Annotated in this window: 16 protein-coding genes; 10 read left to right on the top strand and 6 right to left on the bottom strand. The window is 73.2% G+C overall.

The annotated features are described in order from the left end of the window. Nucleotides 1-2 precede the first annotated feature (2 nt). The 9 genes from NDAS_RS27335 (at nucleotide 3) to NDAS_RS27295 (ending at nucleotide 9,311) form a co-directional block, all read left to right on the top strand. Nucleotides 3-1,553, top strand: a complete 1,551-nt coding sequence (locus NDAS_RS27335) for a hypothetical protein (RefSeq protein WP_013156508.1) — start codon at nucleotides 3-5, stop codon at nucleotides 1,551-1,553. A 7-nt stretch (nucleotides 1,554-1,560) separates the two neighbouring features. Then, nucleotides 1,561-3,375 carry a type IV secretory system conjugative DNA transfer family protein gene (locus NDAS_RS27330; RefSeq protein ID WP_013156507.1) on the top strand — a complete coding sequence of 605 codons (1,815 nt, stop codon included), beginning with the start codon at nucleotides 1,561-1,563 and terminating at the stop codon, nucleotides 3,373-3,375. Nucleotides 3,376-3,428: 53 nt separating this feature from the next. Then, nucleotides 3,429-4,775: a hypothetical protein gene (locus tag NDAS_RS27325; RefSeq protein WP_013156506.1), complete on the top strand. Its 1,347-nt coding sequence runs from the start codon at nucleotides 3,429-3,431 to the stop codon at nucleotides 4,773-4,775. Between the two features lie 25 nt (nucleotides 4,776-4,800). Continuing rightward, nucleotides 4,801-6,342, top strand: a complete 1,542-nt coding sequence (locus tag NDAS_RS27320; RefSeq protein WP_013156505.1) for a hypothetical protein — start codon at nucleotides 4,801-4,803, stop codon at nucleotides 6,340-6,342. An 89-nt stretch (nucleotides 6,343-6,431) separates the two neighbouring features. Then, the gene (locus NDAS_RS27315; protein ID WP_013156504.1) at nucleotides 6,432-6,926 is read left to right on the top strand and encodes a DUF4913 domain-containing protein; all 495 of its coding nucleotides are present in this window, start codon (nucleotides 6,432-6,434) and stop codon (nucleotides 6,924-6,926) included. 242 nt (nucleotides 6,927-7,168) lie between these two features. Beyond that, entirely contained in the window at nucleotides 7,169-7,654 is a 486-nt protein-coding gene (locus tag NDAS_RS27310) for a hypothetical protein (protein ID WP_232051618.1), read from the top strand. Then, on the top strand, nucleotides 7,651-8,052 hold the full coding sequence (locus NDAS_RS27305) for a hypothetical protein (protein ID WP_013156502.1): 402 nt from the start codon (nucleotides 7,651-7,653) through the stop codon (nucleotides 8,050-8,052). Before NDAS_RS27310 ends, NDAS_RS27305 begins: the two co-directional genes overlap by 4 nt. Beyond that, nucleotides 8,049-8,795, top strand: coding sequence for a hypothetical protein (locus NDAS_RS27300; protein ID WP_013156501.1), 747 nt, complete (start codon nucleotides 8,049-8,051; stop codon nucleotides 8,793-8,795). The genes NDAS_RS27305 and NDAS_RS27300 overlap by 4 nt, the downstream gene beginning before the upstream one ends. Nucleotides 8,796-8,816: 21 nt before the next feature. Then, on the top strand, nucleotides 8,817-9,311 hold the full coding sequence (locus NDAS_RS27295; RefSeq protein ID WP_013156500.1) for a hypothetical protein: 495 nt from the start codon (nucleotides 8,817-8,819) through the stop codon (nucleotides 9,309-9,311). Between the two features lie 95 nt (nucleotides 9,312-9,406). Here NDAS_RS27295 and NDAS_RS27290 read toward each other — a convergent pair whose 3' ends face one another. Beyond that, nucleotides 9,407-10,873 (bottom strand): alanine/glycine:cation symporter family protein, encoded by a 1,467-nt coding sequence (locus NDAS_RS27290; protein ID WP_013156499.1) that lies wholly within the window; start codon nucleotides 10,871-10,873, stop codon nucleotides 9,407-9,409. Between the two features lie 590 nt (nucleotides 10,874-11,463). On the opposite strand from NDAS_RS27290, the gene NDAS_RS27285 reads away from it, so the two are divergent. Beyond that, nucleotides 11,464-13,215, top strand: coding sequence for an NAD+ synthase (locus NDAS_RS27285; protein WP_013156498.1), 1,752 nt, complete (start codon nucleotides 11,464-11,466; stop codon nucleotides 13,213-13,215). A gap of 61 nt (nucleotides 13,216-13,276) precedes the next feature. Here the strand turns inward: NDAS_RS27285 and NDAS_RS27280 are convergent, their stop codons facing one another. The 5 genes from NDAS_RS27280 to NDAS_RS27260 all read right to left on the bottom strand — a co-directional run bounded on the left by NDAS_RS27280 (nucleotide 13,277) and on the right by NDAS_RS27260 (nucleotide 15,781). After that, the gene (locus NDAS_RS27280) at nucleotides 13,277-13,759 is read right to left on the bottom strand and encodes a hypothetical protein (RefSeq protein ID WP_013156497.1); all 483 of its coding nucleotides are present in this window, start codon (nucleotides 13,757-13,759) and stop codon (nucleotides 13,277-13,279) included. A 77-nt stretch (nucleotides 13,760-13,836) separates the two neighbouring features. Next, on the bottom strand, nucleotides 13,837-14,487 hold the full coding sequence (locus NDAS_RS27275; RefSeq protein ID WP_013156496.1) for a hypothetical protein: 651 nt from the start codon (nucleotides 14,485-14,487) through the stop codon (nucleotides 13,837-13,839). After that, on the bottom strand, nucleotides 14,466-14,753 hold the full coding sequence (locus tag NDAS_RS27270; protein WP_013156495.1) for a hypothetical protein: 288 nt from the start codon (nucleotides 14,751-14,753) through the stop codon (nucleotides 14,466-14,468). The genes NDAS_RS27275 and NDAS_RS27270 overlap by 22 nt, the downstream gene beginning before the upstream one ends. 45 nt (nucleotides 14,754-14,798) lie before the next feature. Further along, the gene (locus tag NDAS_RS27265; protein WP_013156494.1) at nucleotides 14,799-15,308 is read right to left on the bottom strand and encodes a hypothetical protein; all 510 of its coding nucleotides are present in this window, start codon (nucleotides 15,306-15,308) and stop codon (nucleotides 14,799-14,801) included. Then, on the bottom strand, nucleotides 15,308-15,781 hold the full coding sequence (locus tag NDAS_RS27260) for a hypothetical protein (protein WP_231391494.1): 474 nt from the start codon (nucleotides 15,779-15,781) through the stop codon (nucleotides 15,308-15,310). The genes NDAS_RS27265 and NDAS_RS27260 overlap by 1 nt, the downstream gene beginning before the upstream one ends. Nucleotides 15,782-16,051 lie beyond the last annotated feature (270 nt).

Below are 16,051 nucleotides of genomic sequence, written 5' to 3'. Positions count from 1 at the left end.
CGATGGCGATCATCGACCGGCAGAGCCGCCGTGAGGAGCGCCGCCAGCAGCGGGCGGAGCGCCGACGCCTCAAGCAGAAGCGGGAGAACCAGGAGCAGGCGAGGCGGCCGGACCGCTCGCGGGAGGGGGACCGGGAGGTCGTCGCCCCCCTGCTCGGCTGGCGGCACCGGGGAGGCGGGGCCTCGCCGAACATCCCCAACGCGGTCGAGTACCAGGCGACCACCGCCCAGGCGTGCGGGCTGTTCCCGTTCGTCACCAGCAGCAAGCCGCCGTCGGTCGGCACGCCGATCGGCCGCGACCTCCTCTCCGGGGAGGCGGTCTGCCTCGACCCGATGGCGTGGCTGAGGGCCGGTCTGATCACCAACCCCGGCTGCTTCGTGCTGGGGCAGCCGGGCACCGGCAAGTCCACGTTCGTCAAGCGGCTGGTCACCGGGGCGGTGGCCTTCGGCTCCCAGGCCATCATCCTGGGCGACACCAAGCCCGACTACACCGACCTGATCCAGCACCTGGGCGGCCAGGTCATCCGCATCGGGCGCGGCCTGGACCGGATCAACCCGCTCGACGCCGGCCCTCTGGGGGCGGTCATGGACCGGCTGTCGCAGGTGGAGCGGGAGAAGCTGCGCTGGGAGGTCCGCTCCCGGCGCATCTCGCTGCTGATGGCCCTGTGCACCCTGGTCCGCGAGGGCAGGATCGGCAACGCCGAGGAGGTCGTCCTCGGCGCCGCGGTGGACCTGCTCGACGAACGGCTCGCCGGTCGCCAGCCCACGGTCGTGGACGTGCTCAACGTGGTGGAGGAGGGCCCGGACTCGCTGCGCTCGTTCGCCCGCGCCGACAGCAGGGACTCGTACGACAAGCGCGTGGACGACCTGGTCTTCACGCTCCGCCTGCTGTGCACCGGCTCCCTGGCGGGGGTCTTCGACGCCGAGACCACCAGGCCCCTCGACATGGAGGCGCCGGGGATCAGCGTCGACATCTCCCGGGTGGGAGCCGCCGGGGACAAGCTGCTGACCGCGGCGATGCTGTGCACGTGGAGCTACGGTTTCGGCATGGTGGACGCGGCGGCCGTGCTCTCCGACCTCGGCCTCATCCGGCGCCGCTCCTACATCGGCGTGATGGACGAGCTGTGGCGCGCCCTGCGCGGCGCTCCGGGCCTGGTGGAGTTCGCCGACTCCCTCACCCGGCTCAACAGGTCCAAGGGCATGTCGTCGGTCATGGTGACCCACTCCCTCAACGACCTGGAGGCCCTGGCCACCGAGGAGGACCGGGCCAAGGCGCGGGGCTTCGTGGACCGCTCCGCCATCACCGTCCTGGCCGGGCTGCCGCCGCGCGAACTCGCCTCGGTCAACCGGATCACCCCGATGACCGCCCCCGAGCAGGGGCTGGTGGCGTCGTGGTCGTCCCCGGACTCCTGGCAGCCCGGAGCTCGCCACCCCGGGCGCGGGAAGTACCTGATCAAGACGGGCGCGGAGCGCCTGGGGATCCCGGTGCAGATGACGCTCACCCGCGACGAACTCGTCCTGTACGACACCGACCAGGCGATCCGGGGGGAGTGAGGCGGCCATGGCACGGCGCAGACCCACGTACCAGGTGCGCGGCGGAGCGGCGGCGGCCGGAGCCCCGCCGCTGCTCGTGCTGCTCGCCCTGTGGGGCCTGGTGGCCCTGTTCTTCCTCTTCTGGCTGTCGGCGCGGCTCGTGGCCGCCGTAACCGGGGGCGCGGTCGGCGAGTTCGGCCCGATGTGGGCGTACTCGCTGCTGGTCTGGGACACCGGGGCGACCTGGCCGGGCACGCCGAGCGCCCCGGTCGCCGTGGTGTTCTCCGTCCTGGCCGCGGCTGCGGTCAGCGCCCTCTGGTGGATCCTGGTCCGGGTCAGGAACGCGCTGTACGGACAGCCCGACGCGGTCGCCGCCCTGAACAGGAACAACGAGACGATCGCCGAGCTGGCCCGCCCCGAGGCCGCGCAGAAGGCGGTCCGGCTGCGCGGACGTTCGCTGCGCGGCATCAGGAGCGGGACGCTCGCCGACGCCGACGTCGGCCTGGTCATCGGCGACGTGCGGGGGTCGGGCAGACGCGACGGGCCCCGGCTGTTCGCGTCGTGGGAGGACACCGTCCTCGCCTACATGGCGCCCCGCGCGGGCAAGACCACGGCGATGGCCATCCCCTACGTCCTGGACGCGCCCGGTCCTGCGCTGGCCACCAGCAACAAGGCCGACGTCTGGTCGGCCACGGCGAAGATCCGGGAGCAGGCCACCGGCGACCGGGTCTGGCTGTTCGACCCCCAGCACATCACCCACCAGGAGCAGGACTTCTGGTGGAACCCGCTGGCCGGTGTGCGCAGCGTCGAGGACGCCTACCGGCTCGCCGGGCACTTCGTCCTCACCATCGACGACGACTCCAAGAAGGACATGTGGGGTCCGGCGGCCCGGGCTCTGCTCTCCCAGCTCATGCTCGCCGCGGCGCTCGGGGGCGAGTCCCTGGCCAGGGTCGGGGAGTGGCTGCACGACACCAAGCTGCCCCAGCCGGTGGACATCCTCTTCGAGCACGGGTTCACGGCCTACGCCGAGGCACTGCGCGAGACGCAGAACATCGTCGCCGAGACGCGTGACGGCATCTACACGACCGCACGCACCGCCGCCCGCTGTCTGGACGACCCCGAGATCATGGCGTGGGTGACCCCGCCGGACGGCTCGGCTTACCACGAGTTCGACCCGCGCTCCTTCGTCACCACCAAACAGACGCTCCATCTGCTCAGCAAGTCCCGCGCCGCCGCGGCCCCGCTCATCGCCGCCCTCACCGACGCGGTCTTCATCGCGGGAGAGGAGGCGTCGGAGGGGCAGGGCGGCAGGCTCGACCCGCCGCTGGTGGCCGTGCTGGACGAGGCCGCCAACATCTGCAAGATCGCGGACCTGCCCGACATGTACTCCCACCTGGGATCGCGCGGCATCGTCCCGGTCACCATCCTCCAGAGCTACCGGCAGGGGGTGCGGGTCTGGACCGAGAACGGCATGGAGGCCATGTGGTCCGCCGCCACGGTGAAGGTGTTCGGCGCCGGGCTCGACGACCACAAGATCGTGGACGCGCTGTCCAAGCTGATCGGCCAGCACGACATCTCCACCACGTCGTTCAGCTACGGCGAGGGCAAGGGCAACCACTCCGTCCAGCTCCGGCGCCAGGAGATCATGCAGGGCTCCGACATCCGCAGGATCGACAAGGGCGAGTGCCTGCTCTTCGCCACGGCCGCCCAGCCCACGATCCTGCGGATGCGCCCCTGGTACAGGACCGACAGGGCCAGGATCGTCTCCGCCGCGATCAAGGAGGCCGAGGAGCGGATCACCACCAGGGCCCGCGTGCGCTACGACGCGCCCCGCGGAAGGTGAACCACCACCGCGGACCCTCTCCCCGTACGACCCGACCCGCAAGGAGGACGACCATGGCCAGCCCCCCGGCCACCGCCGCGGCGCCCCCGGCTCCGCCCCCGCCGCAGGTGGGGAACGTGCCCGCGGAACCCGCCGCGCGCGCCGTCCCCGACGCCCACTCCCGGCGCTTCCTGTCCCCGGGCGGTCCCGGCGTGCCCGGGGCGCCGAGCGGGCAGGGCGACGTCGTCTCGGAGACGGTGGGCGGGCTCGTCTGGCTGGCCAGGACCGCGGGGCGGATCCAGGGCCTCCTGGCGCGCATGGCCCTCGGCCTCCTCGACTTCGCGGCGGCGCTGCTCAACCGGTGGGTGCTGCGTCCGCTCCGGCGGGCCGCGGGCCGTTCCCTGCGCGGGCGCCTCAGGCGGGGCCGCGTCCGGATCCGGACCAGGGTCAGGGCACGGCGGGCGAGGGCCGCACTCACCAAGGCGAAGGCGGGCCTGGCGCTGAGGACCGTCCGCGGCCGCGCCGCCGCCATGGTGCGCTCGGCGGAGCGGATGAGCGCGCTCATGACCCACCAGGCGGCGGTAAGGGCCGGGGCGGACGTGGCTGCGGCCCAGGCCAGGCGCGGCACGCGCGTCGCCCTGGCCCGGGAACGCGCCGACCGCGTGGTGGCCCAGGCGAGGCGGACAGGGGACGCCGGTGTCCGGCGGGCGAAGTGGCAGCGGGAGAGGCTGGTCAGGGACGCGGCCGGGAGGGGATCCGTCGCGGAGAGGGACGCGAGGAACCAGGGGGACGCCCTGGTCCGGCGGGCGGAGGACGCCCGCACCCGACGCGTGAGCAGGGCCAGGACCCGGACCGACCAGCACGTCGCCGACGCGGTGCGTGCGGGCGACGCGGACGTGCGGGCGACGGCCCTGGCGGGCGCGGCACGGATCACCGCCGTGGCACGGCAGGGCGACCTCCTGGTGCGGGCTGCCGGGGACCGTGCGGACCGCGCCGTCCGGGCGGCCGAGTCGGCGCACGACACCTACGTGGACCAGGTGGACCGGCGGGTGGAGGACCTGAGGGGACTCACCAGTAGGGACGTGCCGAGGAAGGACGCCCGTCAGCTCCTGAGGTGGAACGCGGCCAAGGGGACCGTCCAGCGGCGGCGGTTCAACGAGAGGATGGCCGCCGCCGACGGCCTCGTGAACCCGGCTGCGGTGGGCGCCCGGGCGGGCGGCGCACCGGGGACGGCCGCGGGCTCCGTCTCCCCCTCCGCCGCGCCGCCGACCGCACCGCGGACCGGACCCCCCGCCCTGCGCGGCCCGCGGGGCTGGAGGAGCGCCTGGAACTCGCGGCGCCGGGGCGCCGCCACCGGCCCCGCCCCGTCCCACCTTCGGCGGGGCGGCCGGAGCACCCCCAAGGGCAGGGCCGCCACGTGAGCGCACAGAACACCTGGAGGAACCTATGAGCTCCAAGCGGGTGAAGGGCGGACTCACCGGCCAGAAGGCCGACGAGCGCAGCCGCAACCGCCAACGCCTCGCCGACCTCGTGCGGGCCTCGGGCGCGGAGTCCGGCGGTGGCGGCGGGGAGAGGGACATCACCGAGGCCCTGCTCCTGGCCGCGATGCACACGCCCTTCGGGCGCGGCGGCCTCAGCAACTCGGGGGACCTCTCCAGGGCCGCCCTCCACCACGCCCTGCGCAGGAGGAGCGGCCAGAGCAGGGCGGAGGGGTTCTTCGCCGAGGAGCACGTCGGGTACTCGCCCAACATCGCCGTGGCGGGCCTGGGCCTGGCGCGCCAGGCCGACCCGCGCGTGGTCTCCCAGGTCCTGGGAGTCGACGTCCAGCGGGTCCACGACCACCAGCGCGACCTGCGCGTCCAGGACGTGGACCGGGTCCTGCGCGCCGACTACCACACCGGGCGGATCGAGCGGGCGGCGCGCACCAGCATGCAGCTCCTGGACCCGGTCCCGGACACGCCCCCCGAGCACCGCTGGCGCCGGGGGCTCGACGAGAACCTCGACGTCAGCCGGATGAACGCCCGTGAACTGGCGCTGAACTGGCTGAGCGCGGCCAACTCCAACGAGCCGGGCGCGCGGGAGGCGCAGGAGAGGTTCTTCGGCGAGCTGGCCCAGAAGCACCCGCAGCTCGCGGAGTCCATCGAGCGGGGCATGGTGCGGGATCCCGGCTTCACCGGCCGGACCGACTCCGCGCGGATCGACGCCAACTCGGTCATGGCGGGCGCCTCCTGGCAGGCCGACGCCCGCCCCATGGAGACGATGGAGGAGTACTGGGCCAAGGCCGTGCCCTGGTTCAAGGACGACCGGGCCGACCTGAACAGACTCCGGGACACCGCCGAGTCGGTGTTCACCGCGTCCCTGGACGGCAGGGTCCCCGCCGCCGTCGGGAACGAGCTGGTCCGCAACGCGAGTGGGAACAGGGCCCTGCCCGGGTTCGCGCGGGACTACCGCGAGGGCAGGGAGCTGGCGGGTACGCGCGCCGACAGGGGCGGGGCCGAGGTGTTCGTCCAGGGGGAGGCCTTCCTCCACGCGCTCGACAAGGCGCGCGGCGCACCGCTGAACGAGGGGCCGCGCGACCGGGCCGGGGCGGTCGCCGCGGGCAACACGGCCAAGGCGGAGCTGCGCGCGCACGACGCCACGAGGGCCGCGGACCCGCGCCTGGTCCTGGGCGACTCCCGGCTCCCCGGGGACAGGGGGCAGCTGGACTCGGCCCTGACCGCGAACGGCCGGGCGGTCGTGCGTCCCCAGGAGCTGGGGCGGCACGAGCGGCAGGGGACCCGTGCGGGCAACGACCGGACCCGCCGGACCAGGCAGGACTGGGCGGACCGGAGGGCGCACGCCGCCGTCAACGACCCCGCCCGGCGGCTGCCGCGACAGCGCGGGGAGCAGCAGGCCGCGGTGAGGCGGCTGACGGCGCGGACGGCCCTGCGCCGCCAGGAGCGCAGTTCGATCAACACCACGCGCACCCGGACCGGCCGCGGCGCGTGACCGACCCGGGGCCACGCGCTCCCCGCACGCCCGCGACGGCCCCGGGGGCCCCACGACGACCACGAACGCGAAGAGGGACGACGCCGACCATGAGCACCCAACACGACAGGCAGGACGTGGACTCCCCGGAGGAGGAGCGGGGGGACCCCGCAGTGCGCGCGGCCCTCGCCACCGAGGCGCCCGACGTCAACGCGGCCGTCGCCGGAGTGGACGGCGGCGACCCGGAGGGGGCGGACGAACCGGCCCCGGAGCCGGTGTTCAAGAACGTCGAGGAGTTCGTGCGCCTGCGCTTCCTCCCGGTCTACATCCGCCCCGAGGGCGGCCAGTTCCGCTGGTGCAAGGAGTGGTGGCGCCACGCCGAGGCGGTCTCGCGCTTCCAGGCGCTGTGGCACGCCTGGGAGGTGCTGCGCTGGGAGGCGGGCACCGGGATGGCCGTCTGGTACCGCGACCACCTCGACTTCCAGATGGGCATCCTGCTCGGCGACAACGGCCCGTTCCGCGAGTGCACCTCGCGGCGCCACCAGGACCCGCGCCCGCTGCCCGCCGACCCCGCCCCGGACGGGTGGTTCGAGGACGAGTGGTGACCCCGCCCGGGGGTCCGTGACCGAATGCGGAGGGGGTTCGCCGGGGTGTCCCGCGGACCCCCTCCGCCGTGATCGGCCGGTGTTCGCCGGGGTGTCCCGCGGACCCCCTCCGCCGTGGTCGACCAGTGTTCACCCGGGCGTCACCGCACGGCTCCCGGCGGGCGCGGGGTCCGTACCCCCGCCCCGGTAGACAGGTCCTGCCCGCCGGGCGGCGCGGCGAGGCGGACCTGAAAGGCGCGCGGTTGGACCCCCTGCAAGTGGCGTTGACGATCGGCGGCGCCCTCATCGGCGCGAGCAGCCTCCTCGTCGCCTCGGTCGCGCTCGGCGCCCGCTGGGAGGGGCGCGGCGAGGCTGACCGCGAGCTCGCGGAGGCCAAGCGCTACGACCTGGCGGTGTCGCGGGACCCGCGCGTGGTCGAGGCCGCGGCGCTGCGGGCGACCCTGGACGCCTACCGTTCCGCGGACAGCGCCGTGCGCAAGGAGCTGGAGGGGGCCGAGCAGACGGTCAGGCGGTCCGAGAAGGAGGCCGTCGCCCGCGAGAAGCGGGTCCAGGCCCACTTCGAGAAGCTGGGTGACACGGAGCGGGCCGTGGACCGGCTGCTGCGGCTCAACCGGCCCGGGGGCGTGCGCGCGGCCCTGCGCGGCGCGCGCCGCGGCGCCGCGAGGCCGTTCCGGAGCTCGCCCGCGCCCGGCCCGAAGAGGGAGACGGGCAGGGGGGCGCGCACGTGACCGCCGCCGTGGTGATCGCGCTGGCCGCGGTCCTGCTCGCCGCCGCGCGCTGGGGGCTGAACCGCCGCCACACGGCCCAGGGGGTGTACCCGCCCGACGGCCTGACAGAGGACGCCCTGCTGGCGGACGCCGACCGGGCGCTGGAGCGTGCGAGGGACCTCGGCGCGTCCACGGGGCACCTGTGGGCGTGGCGCGACCTGCTGTCCGACACCGCCGCGCGGATGTCGGAGGCGGCCGTGGAGGACGGGGCGCCGGAGCGCCTCGACGGGCTCCGGCGCGACCTCGACGCGGCTGAGGGGCGGATCCGGGCGGCTCTGGCCGACCTCGACCCGCCCCGTGCCGAGGGTCCGGCCCCGTCCGGAACGGACTCCGGGGGGAGGAGCCCGTGGAGTGGATGATCGCGGCCGGGGCGGTGCTGGGCTCCCTGCTCGTGACCGCCTCCCTCATGTTCCGCAGGAGCCTGGCGAAGGCGCGCCGGGGCGGTCGGGCCCACGTGGAGCACGTCAGGGCGGAGGCGGAGCGGATCCGCACCGCGGCCAACCAGCGCCTGCGCGAGGCCGAGACGGCGCTGCCGCGGCTGCGGGTGGAGGCCGAGGGCGCGAGGAGGGCCGGGACCCTGCACCGCGACGCCGAGGACCTGCTGACACGGCAGTCGGCGGCGAACGAGACGGCCCGGCGGGCGGCGCAGTCCTTCAACACCGCCCTCGACCGGCACCGGGAGCTGCTCCGCTCCCTCGGGGAGGCCGGGCTGCTCCGCGACACCGGCGAGGGGCCGACGATCGACACGGGACGCCTGCGCCCCGCGGCGCGGGAGACGGGCGCCTCGCTGGGGCGCCACCTCCAGGAACTGGAGTGGTACCGGGTCAACGGCCAGAAGGACGGGATCAGCGGTCCGCTGAACACCCCGGCGTTCACCGAGGAGCAGGCCGCGTCCCTCGGGGGGCGCCTGGACCGGGCGGGCCGCGTCGACGAGGAGCGGATCCGCGAGCTCACCCGGAAGGCGGCGTCCGGACACGACCTGCTCGCTCAGGCCCCGGGAAACCTGGCCGAGGCGGTGCGGGAGCGCAAGGGGCTGTCGCAGCGCATCGACGCCGCGAGGGTCCGCCGGACGGGCGGACGGGCCCCGGGCCGGAAGCTGTGAGACGTGGAGGAGGGAGCGGTCATGGGTGCTCTGGACACCGGTGACGTGGTCACGCTGCTGGCCGCCGTCGTGGCCGTGGCCGTCTGTGTCCGGGTCGGCGCGGAGTCGGTCCGGCGGGTTCGGGGCCACCGGTTCGACCACCCGTCGGCGCTGCTCGACATGGAGGGGCAGGAGGAGGAGCACGCGCTGCGGCGCGGTTTCCTGGAGCGCCGGTACGCGCTGGTGGAGACGGCCGGGGCACGGGTGCGCGGGAGCGTCCGCCCGGGAGCGCCCGGGGCGGCGGGCGACGGCCTCCCCGGTCCGGTGCGGGTGGTCGACGACCTCGACCGGGACCTCGCCCGGCTGGACGCCGAGGAGGGACGGGCGGTCGAGCGGTCGCGCGCGGCCCTCGCAGAGCGCCGGGAGCGTGCGGGCCGGGCGCGGTCCACCGCGCGGCTGCTGGACCTCGTGTGCGCCGGGGCCGCCGTGCTCCTCGCGGGCGCGGCGGTGGGCACGGCGGTCGCGGCGGTGCTCTGAGCGGACCGGGTTCCTGCCCACCTTCCACCCGGGGAGGGGGTGCGGTGCCGGGTCGGCACCACACCCCCGGGAAGGGGGACCGGGGTCCGGGACGGTCAGACCCCGGCGGGGTTCCCCCTGAGGCGGTCCATGTCCTCCTGCTCCCAGCACTCCACGCCCGTGAGGTCGGGCATGAGGTCCTTGGTGAACAGCGGGTCCCTGCCCTGCTTGCGCTGGCCGACGAAGTCGCGCAGCAGTCGGCAGGCGGTCGGCGCGAGGAGGGCGAGCGCGGCGAGGTTGACCACGGCCATGACGCCCATCGTGACGTCGGCCAGGCTCCAGACCAGGCCGCCGGAGCCGATGGCTCCGAGGAAGGTCACCACGATGACCAGCACCCGGAAGGCGGTCGTGGCCTGGGGGCTCTTGGTCAGGTAGCCGATGTTGGCCTCGCCGTAGAAGGTGTTGCCGAGCACCGAGGTGAAGGCCACCAGCAGGATGATCAGCGTGAGCAGGTGCAGCGCCCAGGGGCCGAGGTTGGTTTCCAGGGCGTTCTGGGTCAGCGTCGGACCGGCCTCGGCGGTGTAGCTGGGGTCGGACAGCAGGATGACGAACGCCGTGGTCGAGCAGACGACGAGGGTGTCGAAGTACACGCCCAGGGTCTGCACGAGGCCCTGCTTGACGGGGTGGCTCACCGCGGCGCTGGCGGCGGCGTTGGGCGCCGAGCCCAGACCGGCCTCGTTGGAGAACATCCCGCGCCGCATCCCCTGCACGATCGCGGTGCCGATGCCGCCCGCGGCGATCTCGCGCAGACCGAAGGCGTGCGTGACGATGTCGACGACCATCGCGGGGATCTGGCCGATGTTCATCACGATGACGACCAGGCCCATGAGGATGTAGACGCCCGCCATGACGGGGACCAGCGCCGTGGCGGCCTGGGCGATGCGCCGGGCGCCGCCGAAGATGAGCACGGCGGTGCACACGGCCAGCACCGCGCCCACGGCGTAGGCGAGCCAGCCCGGCGCGGTCCCGGTGCCCGAGGCGGTGGAGACCGAGTTGGCGATCGCGGCGGAGATCGTGTTGCTCTGCACGCTCGTGAACACGAAGCCGAACGTGAAGGTGATGACGACGGCGAAGAGCACGCCCATCCAACGGGACTTGAGCCCGTACTGCATGTAGTAGGCGGGTCCGCCCCGGTAGCCGGCCTTGTCACGGATCTTGTAGAGCTGGGCCAGCGTCGACTCCACGAAGCTGGCGGCGCCGACGAGCAGCGCCATGGCCCACATCCAGAAGACCGCGCCGGGACCGCCGAGGGCGATCGCGGTGGCCACACCGGCGATGTTGCCGGTACCGATGCGCGCGGCGGCGGAGACGGCGAACGCCTGGAGGCCGGAGATCGGTTTCTTGCCGTCGGGAGCCAGCCCGGGTTCGCCCCGCATGGAGCGGAACATGTCGGGGATCAGGCGGAACTGCACGGCGCCGGAGCGCACGGTGAAGTACAGGCTCAGGATGAGGAGGAGGGGGATCAGCAGGTAGGCCCAGAACATGTCGTTGAGGGCGACGATCCCGGCTTGGATGGCGTCCACAGCGGGACTCTTCCCTTCGTCGTGGCGGAGACGGCGTTGTCTCGCTCCGCGACCGGTAGGTTGCCCGCTGTGGTCAGGGCGGGAATGATGGTGGGGTGTGCCGTTTCTCGTACGGCTCGGGTACACAGGGTGACGCTTCCGCCGAGGTCGTCGCCGGTCGGGATCACCCGGGCCCCGGGGTGTACGCGGGCCGTCGACTAGGTAACGGGAATACGGCCCGAACCGCAAGATCGTTTAGCCCGGAGCATGATCCGCGCCTCGCGGCGCCCCGCCCGGTCACGGCCGGGCGCGCCGGGCCGCGCTCCACGCCGACACACGGGGCGCGACCGCCGCCGAAAGCGCGTCGGGCAGGCGGTGAACTGCGGCTTCGCCCCCCGGGCGGCGCCCGCGGAGCAGTCCCGGCCGACGGCGGCGGTGCTCCCCCCGACTCTCCGCCACCGCAATCCCCTGTGACCCAGATCACCGGGAAAAACGCGCTCCAGTTTGTTCCCCCGCAGCTTTAGGCAATCATCTGAACACGTTCTGAATTTGCTATGTTATAAAAACGTGACATATTGCGTCCATGTTAACTAGTTCGCTACGCTCCCGGCGTGGTAAAACTTCGTATAGCTCTGGCCCAGACCAACCCGACTGTGGGTGATCTGGAAGGTAATTGCGACAGCGTCGTCGCTTACGCTCGTCAGGCGAGCGACGCTGGAGCCCATCTCGTCGTGTTTCCCGAGATGGTCGTCACGGGATACTCGGTCGAGGATCTCGCCCTGCGGGACGGTTTCGTTTCCGCGTCCACAAAAGCCACCCACAATCTCGCCGACCGCCTCGCCGCGGAAGGGCTCGGGCACCTGCCGGTGGTCGTCGGCTTCCTCAACCGGCGCGAGGGCCCGGGCCCCCGGTTCGGCCAGCCCTCGGGAGCCCCCCAGAACTCGCTCGCCGTGCTGCACCGGGGCCGGATCCGCCTCGTCTCGGCCAAGCACCACCTGCCCAACTACGGGGTCTTCGACGAGTTCCGGTACTTCGTCCCCGGTGACACGCTGCCGGTGCTGCGGCTGCACGGAGTCGACGTCGCCTTCGCCATCTGCGAGGACCTCTGGCAGGACGGGGGTCCCGTCACCGCCGCCGCCGACGCCGGCGTGGGGATGCTCGTCACCCTGAACGGCTCCCCCTACGAGCGGCACAAGGACGACGTTCGGCTCGCGCTGTGCCAGCGGCGCGCACGCGAGATCGGGGCCGCCATCGGCTACGTCAACATGACCGGCGGCCAGGACGACCTGGTCTTCGAGGGCGACTCCCTCGTCGTCGACGCCGACGGCGACCTCGTCTCCCGCGCCCCGCAGTTCGAGGAGGCGCTGCTGGTCACCGACCTGTCCCTGCCCCCGGCGGAGTCCCCGGAGGAGCCGGCGCGGGCGGACGGCTTCCGGGTCGTCCGGTACGCGGTCACGGACCGGCCCTCCCCTCCCCCCGGGACGCGCTCGCCGGTGCTGACCCCCCGCCGAGACCCCATGAGCGACCTCGGCGAGGTCTACACCGCCCTCGTCACGGGGGTCCGCGACCACGTGCGCAAGAACGGCTTCACGTCGGTCCTGGTGAGCGTCTCCGGAGGCGCCGACTCCGCGCTGACCGCCACGATCGCGGCCGACGCCGTGGGGGCGGAGAACGTGCACGCCCTGGTCATGCCCGCGCGCGACTCCACCGCCGCGGCGCTGGAGGACGCCGATGCGCTGATCAAGCGGCAGGGCCTCACCAACCGCGTCTACCCCGTGAACCACCTGCTCGACGCGCTGGAGTCCACGATCGCCGCCGCCGACGAGGGCGGCACGCGGAACCTGCTGGCACAGGCGCGGGGAGCGCTCCTCATGGCCCTGTCCCGCGAGGAGGGGCACCTGGTCCTGGCGACGGGCGACAAGAGCGAGCTGGCGACGGGGCTGTGCACCCACCACGGCGACGCCGTGGGGGCCTACGCCCCGCTCAAGGACTGCTGGAAGACCCTGGTGTGGGAGCTGGCCCGCTGGCGCAACACCGAGGACGCGCGCGCGGGGCGTACACCGCCCATCCCGGAGCGCTCCCTGGGTCGGAACCCGGTCAGCGGGTGGGGCGCCCCCGGTTCCGTCCCCGCGCAGCCGGAGTACGGGGTGCTCGACGGACTGCTGGACGCCTACATCGGCACGGACCAGGGGATCGCGGCGATGACGGCCGCGGGCTTCGACCCGGACCTGGTGCGCCACGTCGTGCGCCTGGTCGACCGTGCCGAGCACAAGCGCCGCCAGTACCCGCCGGGCCCCAAGATCACCAAGCGCAACCTGGGCCGGGACCGGCGCCTGCCGATCACCAGCCGGTGGCTGGCCTGACCCGGTGACGGCCGACGGCTGACCGGGCGGCGGACCGCCGCCCGGACGGCCGCGCCGCGCCTCAGCGGAAGTACGGCGCGGCGGCGGCGACGAGCGCGACCAGCGCGGCCAGGGACAGCGCCAGGAGGGCCACCTCGCAGGCCAGAGCCGTGCGGCGGCGCCGACGGTACCGGGCGAGCTCCTCGTCGGCCTCCCGGTCGATGCGCTCGTGCTCCCTGGCGACGCTCTCCCGCTGGGCCTCGAAGGCCTCGCGCAGCGACTCCAGCTCACGGCGCAGGCGGTCCTCCTCCGCGGCCTCGGCGGGGCCGGAGAGCGCCGACGCGTCCCTCGCCAGGGCCCCGACGACCCGCTGCCTGCGGTCGGCCAGCTCCCTCTCCGCGAGGAGCGCCGCGGAGGAGACGCCCTGCCTGCGCCGGGCCCTCGCGTTCCGGATCCGCAGCCCGGGGTCGTACAGGCGGCGTTGGCGGAGCCTCAGGACCGTGTTGCCGAAGACGGTCGCGGCCACCAGGAAGAACACGTAGAAGGCAAACTGGTCAACGTCCATCCCGATGCTCCTCCGGACGGGTCTGTGGGATCGGCGCGGCGGCGGCTCCGGAAGCCGGTGCGGGAGTCGTCCCCATGTCAGCGGCGCACCCGGTTGACGGCACGGGTGACGGGGTTGTTCCTGCGGGGGGAGTCCACGAGCTTGCGCGGATCCGCCTCCGCGACGGGGAGGTCGCGGCCCTCCCGGGCCTTGTCGTCCCTGCGCGCCGCCTCGCTGACGGTCGTGTACGCGTCCCGCTGGGCCGCCCCGCGCAGGGACAGGTGACCCGTGTCCTTGAGGATGTTCAGGGTCGCCTGCGCGGCTTCCAGACCGTTGTTCCTGACGATGTCGGCGATGGTTCTCGGGTAGTCGGCCAGGATGGCGTCGACCCACTCCCGGAAACCGGGGAGGCCGCCCTTCCCCATGGCCTCCCAGGCACCGACGTTCACCTCCAGGCCGAGGATGCCGTAGGACTCCCTCATGTGCGCGTCCATCAACGCGACGTTGTCACGGATCGCGGTGACGGCCCGCACGGTGGCGGCGGCCTCCTGCGGGGAGAGCTTCGGCCTTCCCCGTGACACGGGGCCGATCAGCACGGTGCCGCCGGGCCGCATCATGTCGTCGAAGGTCTGGGTCGTCGCGCCCCTGCCGCGGAGGTTGTCGACGACCGCCTTGGCGACCTGCATCTGACGCTCGACGATGAGCAGGTTGGTGCCCGCCTCCAGGGTCACGGCCTCGCCCTCGCGCATCGCGTTCCCCTCGGTGAGGGGGTACTCCTGCCTTTCCAGACCTCCGTGTTGATCTGGCGGGCGATCTCCTCGACGCGTGCCATCTCGTCCCTGGACAGCTCGTGCAGGGAGTGGTCCGACTTCCGCGCCTTGGGTTTCAGGTACTTCTTGGTCGTCTTCGCGATGTACGCGGCGACGGCCACGAAGGCCAGGTTGGCCAGAGCCGCCGTCACGGCGCCCTGGCCGCCGGCCAGCATCCCTCCTGGACCGAACAGGAACTCGAACAACTTCCCTCTCCCGGATGTGACGGTGTGTACTGCCGGAGCCGACCGCTATCCGGCGAGGAGGACCGCGATGACCAGCGACGCCAGCGCCACCATGCAGACGACATGGGCGGTGCGGGCCAGCCGCGCCCCCCGCCCGCCGGGACCCGCGGAACCCGCTCCGGGGCCGTACCCGGCGACGGGGCCCGCCGCGGAGGACTCCCGCTCCCGGGACACCGCCTCCTCGACCTCGCCGTCCAACCGGGCGACCATGTCCGAGTACTCCGCGAACCGCCTCTCGGCGTCGTCGGCGAGCCCCGCGGAGGCCTCTCCGCCCCCGGCGTGTCCGCGGAAGTTCACGGTCGCCAGCATGTTGTCCAGGACCAGGGTCTTCTCGTGCACCGCGGCCCTTCCGAAGCTGATGGCGTTCTCACGGATCTCGGCGCGACGCGCGTCGTCCAGGGCTTCCCGGAAGTCGGACAGCGTCCTGGGATGTGCTCCCGACCTCGCCGTGGACTCCGTGACCAGGAACCTCAGGACGTAGAGGGCCACGACGGCCGCGCACACGGCGGGGAGCATCACGACAGCCTCGTCCTCTTGTTCTCGGCGCCGCCCGAGGCTGTGGTGAGCGGCCTGCCGTTCACGTTGATCCCGTTCATACGGGCCGATTGCGTGTATCCGTCCATGAAGGCGTCCACCCTCGATTTCCCCTGCTTCCTTCCGAGGAATTCCTTGACCGCATCCCGGTGAAAGGGAATGGACCACAGGTTGGCCAGGTGCTGACCGTTGTTCTCCACCACGGTCCGGATCGTGGTGGCGACCCTGTTGACGTTCTGGAGATAGATGTTGTCGAGGTCGGCGACCCGGAGAAACGCCGGAAGGTTCCTGGACCTCTCATGTCTGGCGACCCTGGAGGCCTCGTTCGCCAGGGCCTCCCTGAGGTGGGCCTCGTAGTCGTTCTTGGCGATTCTGGTGTCGAGGTAGGACTGCCAGAACACCCCGACCAGCGCACCGCCCACGATGTTCATGTAGATCGGCGTGGACGTGGCCATGGCCAGGATGGTGCTCAGGAGCTCTCCCATGAGCCGGGAAACCCTTCCGTCCGAATCGGTACGCGGGCACGCGACAGACCGGCCTTCGGCTCGCGGGGGCGGAGCGGTCCGGCACGGTGGACGGGATCCGGGAGCAGGTGATCCCTGTTGACCACGGGGATGGTGTCCCCAGCGGAAACCCCGGCCGAACAGGAGGCGAAGGCCGGGGTGGCGTACATCATAGACCCCATAGGAACGTTTGTCCTGTTGTGGGGCTGATGACTTCCCGTG

It is taken from the genome of Nocardiopsis dassonvillei subsp. dassonvillei DSM 43111, assembly GCF_000092985.1.
Taxonomy (GTDB): Bacteria; Actinomycetota; Actinomycetes; order Streptosporangiales; family Streptosporangiaceae; genus Nocardiopsis; species Nocardiopsis dassonvillei.
This window is presented reverse-complemented; position numbering and strand designations above follow the sequence as displayed.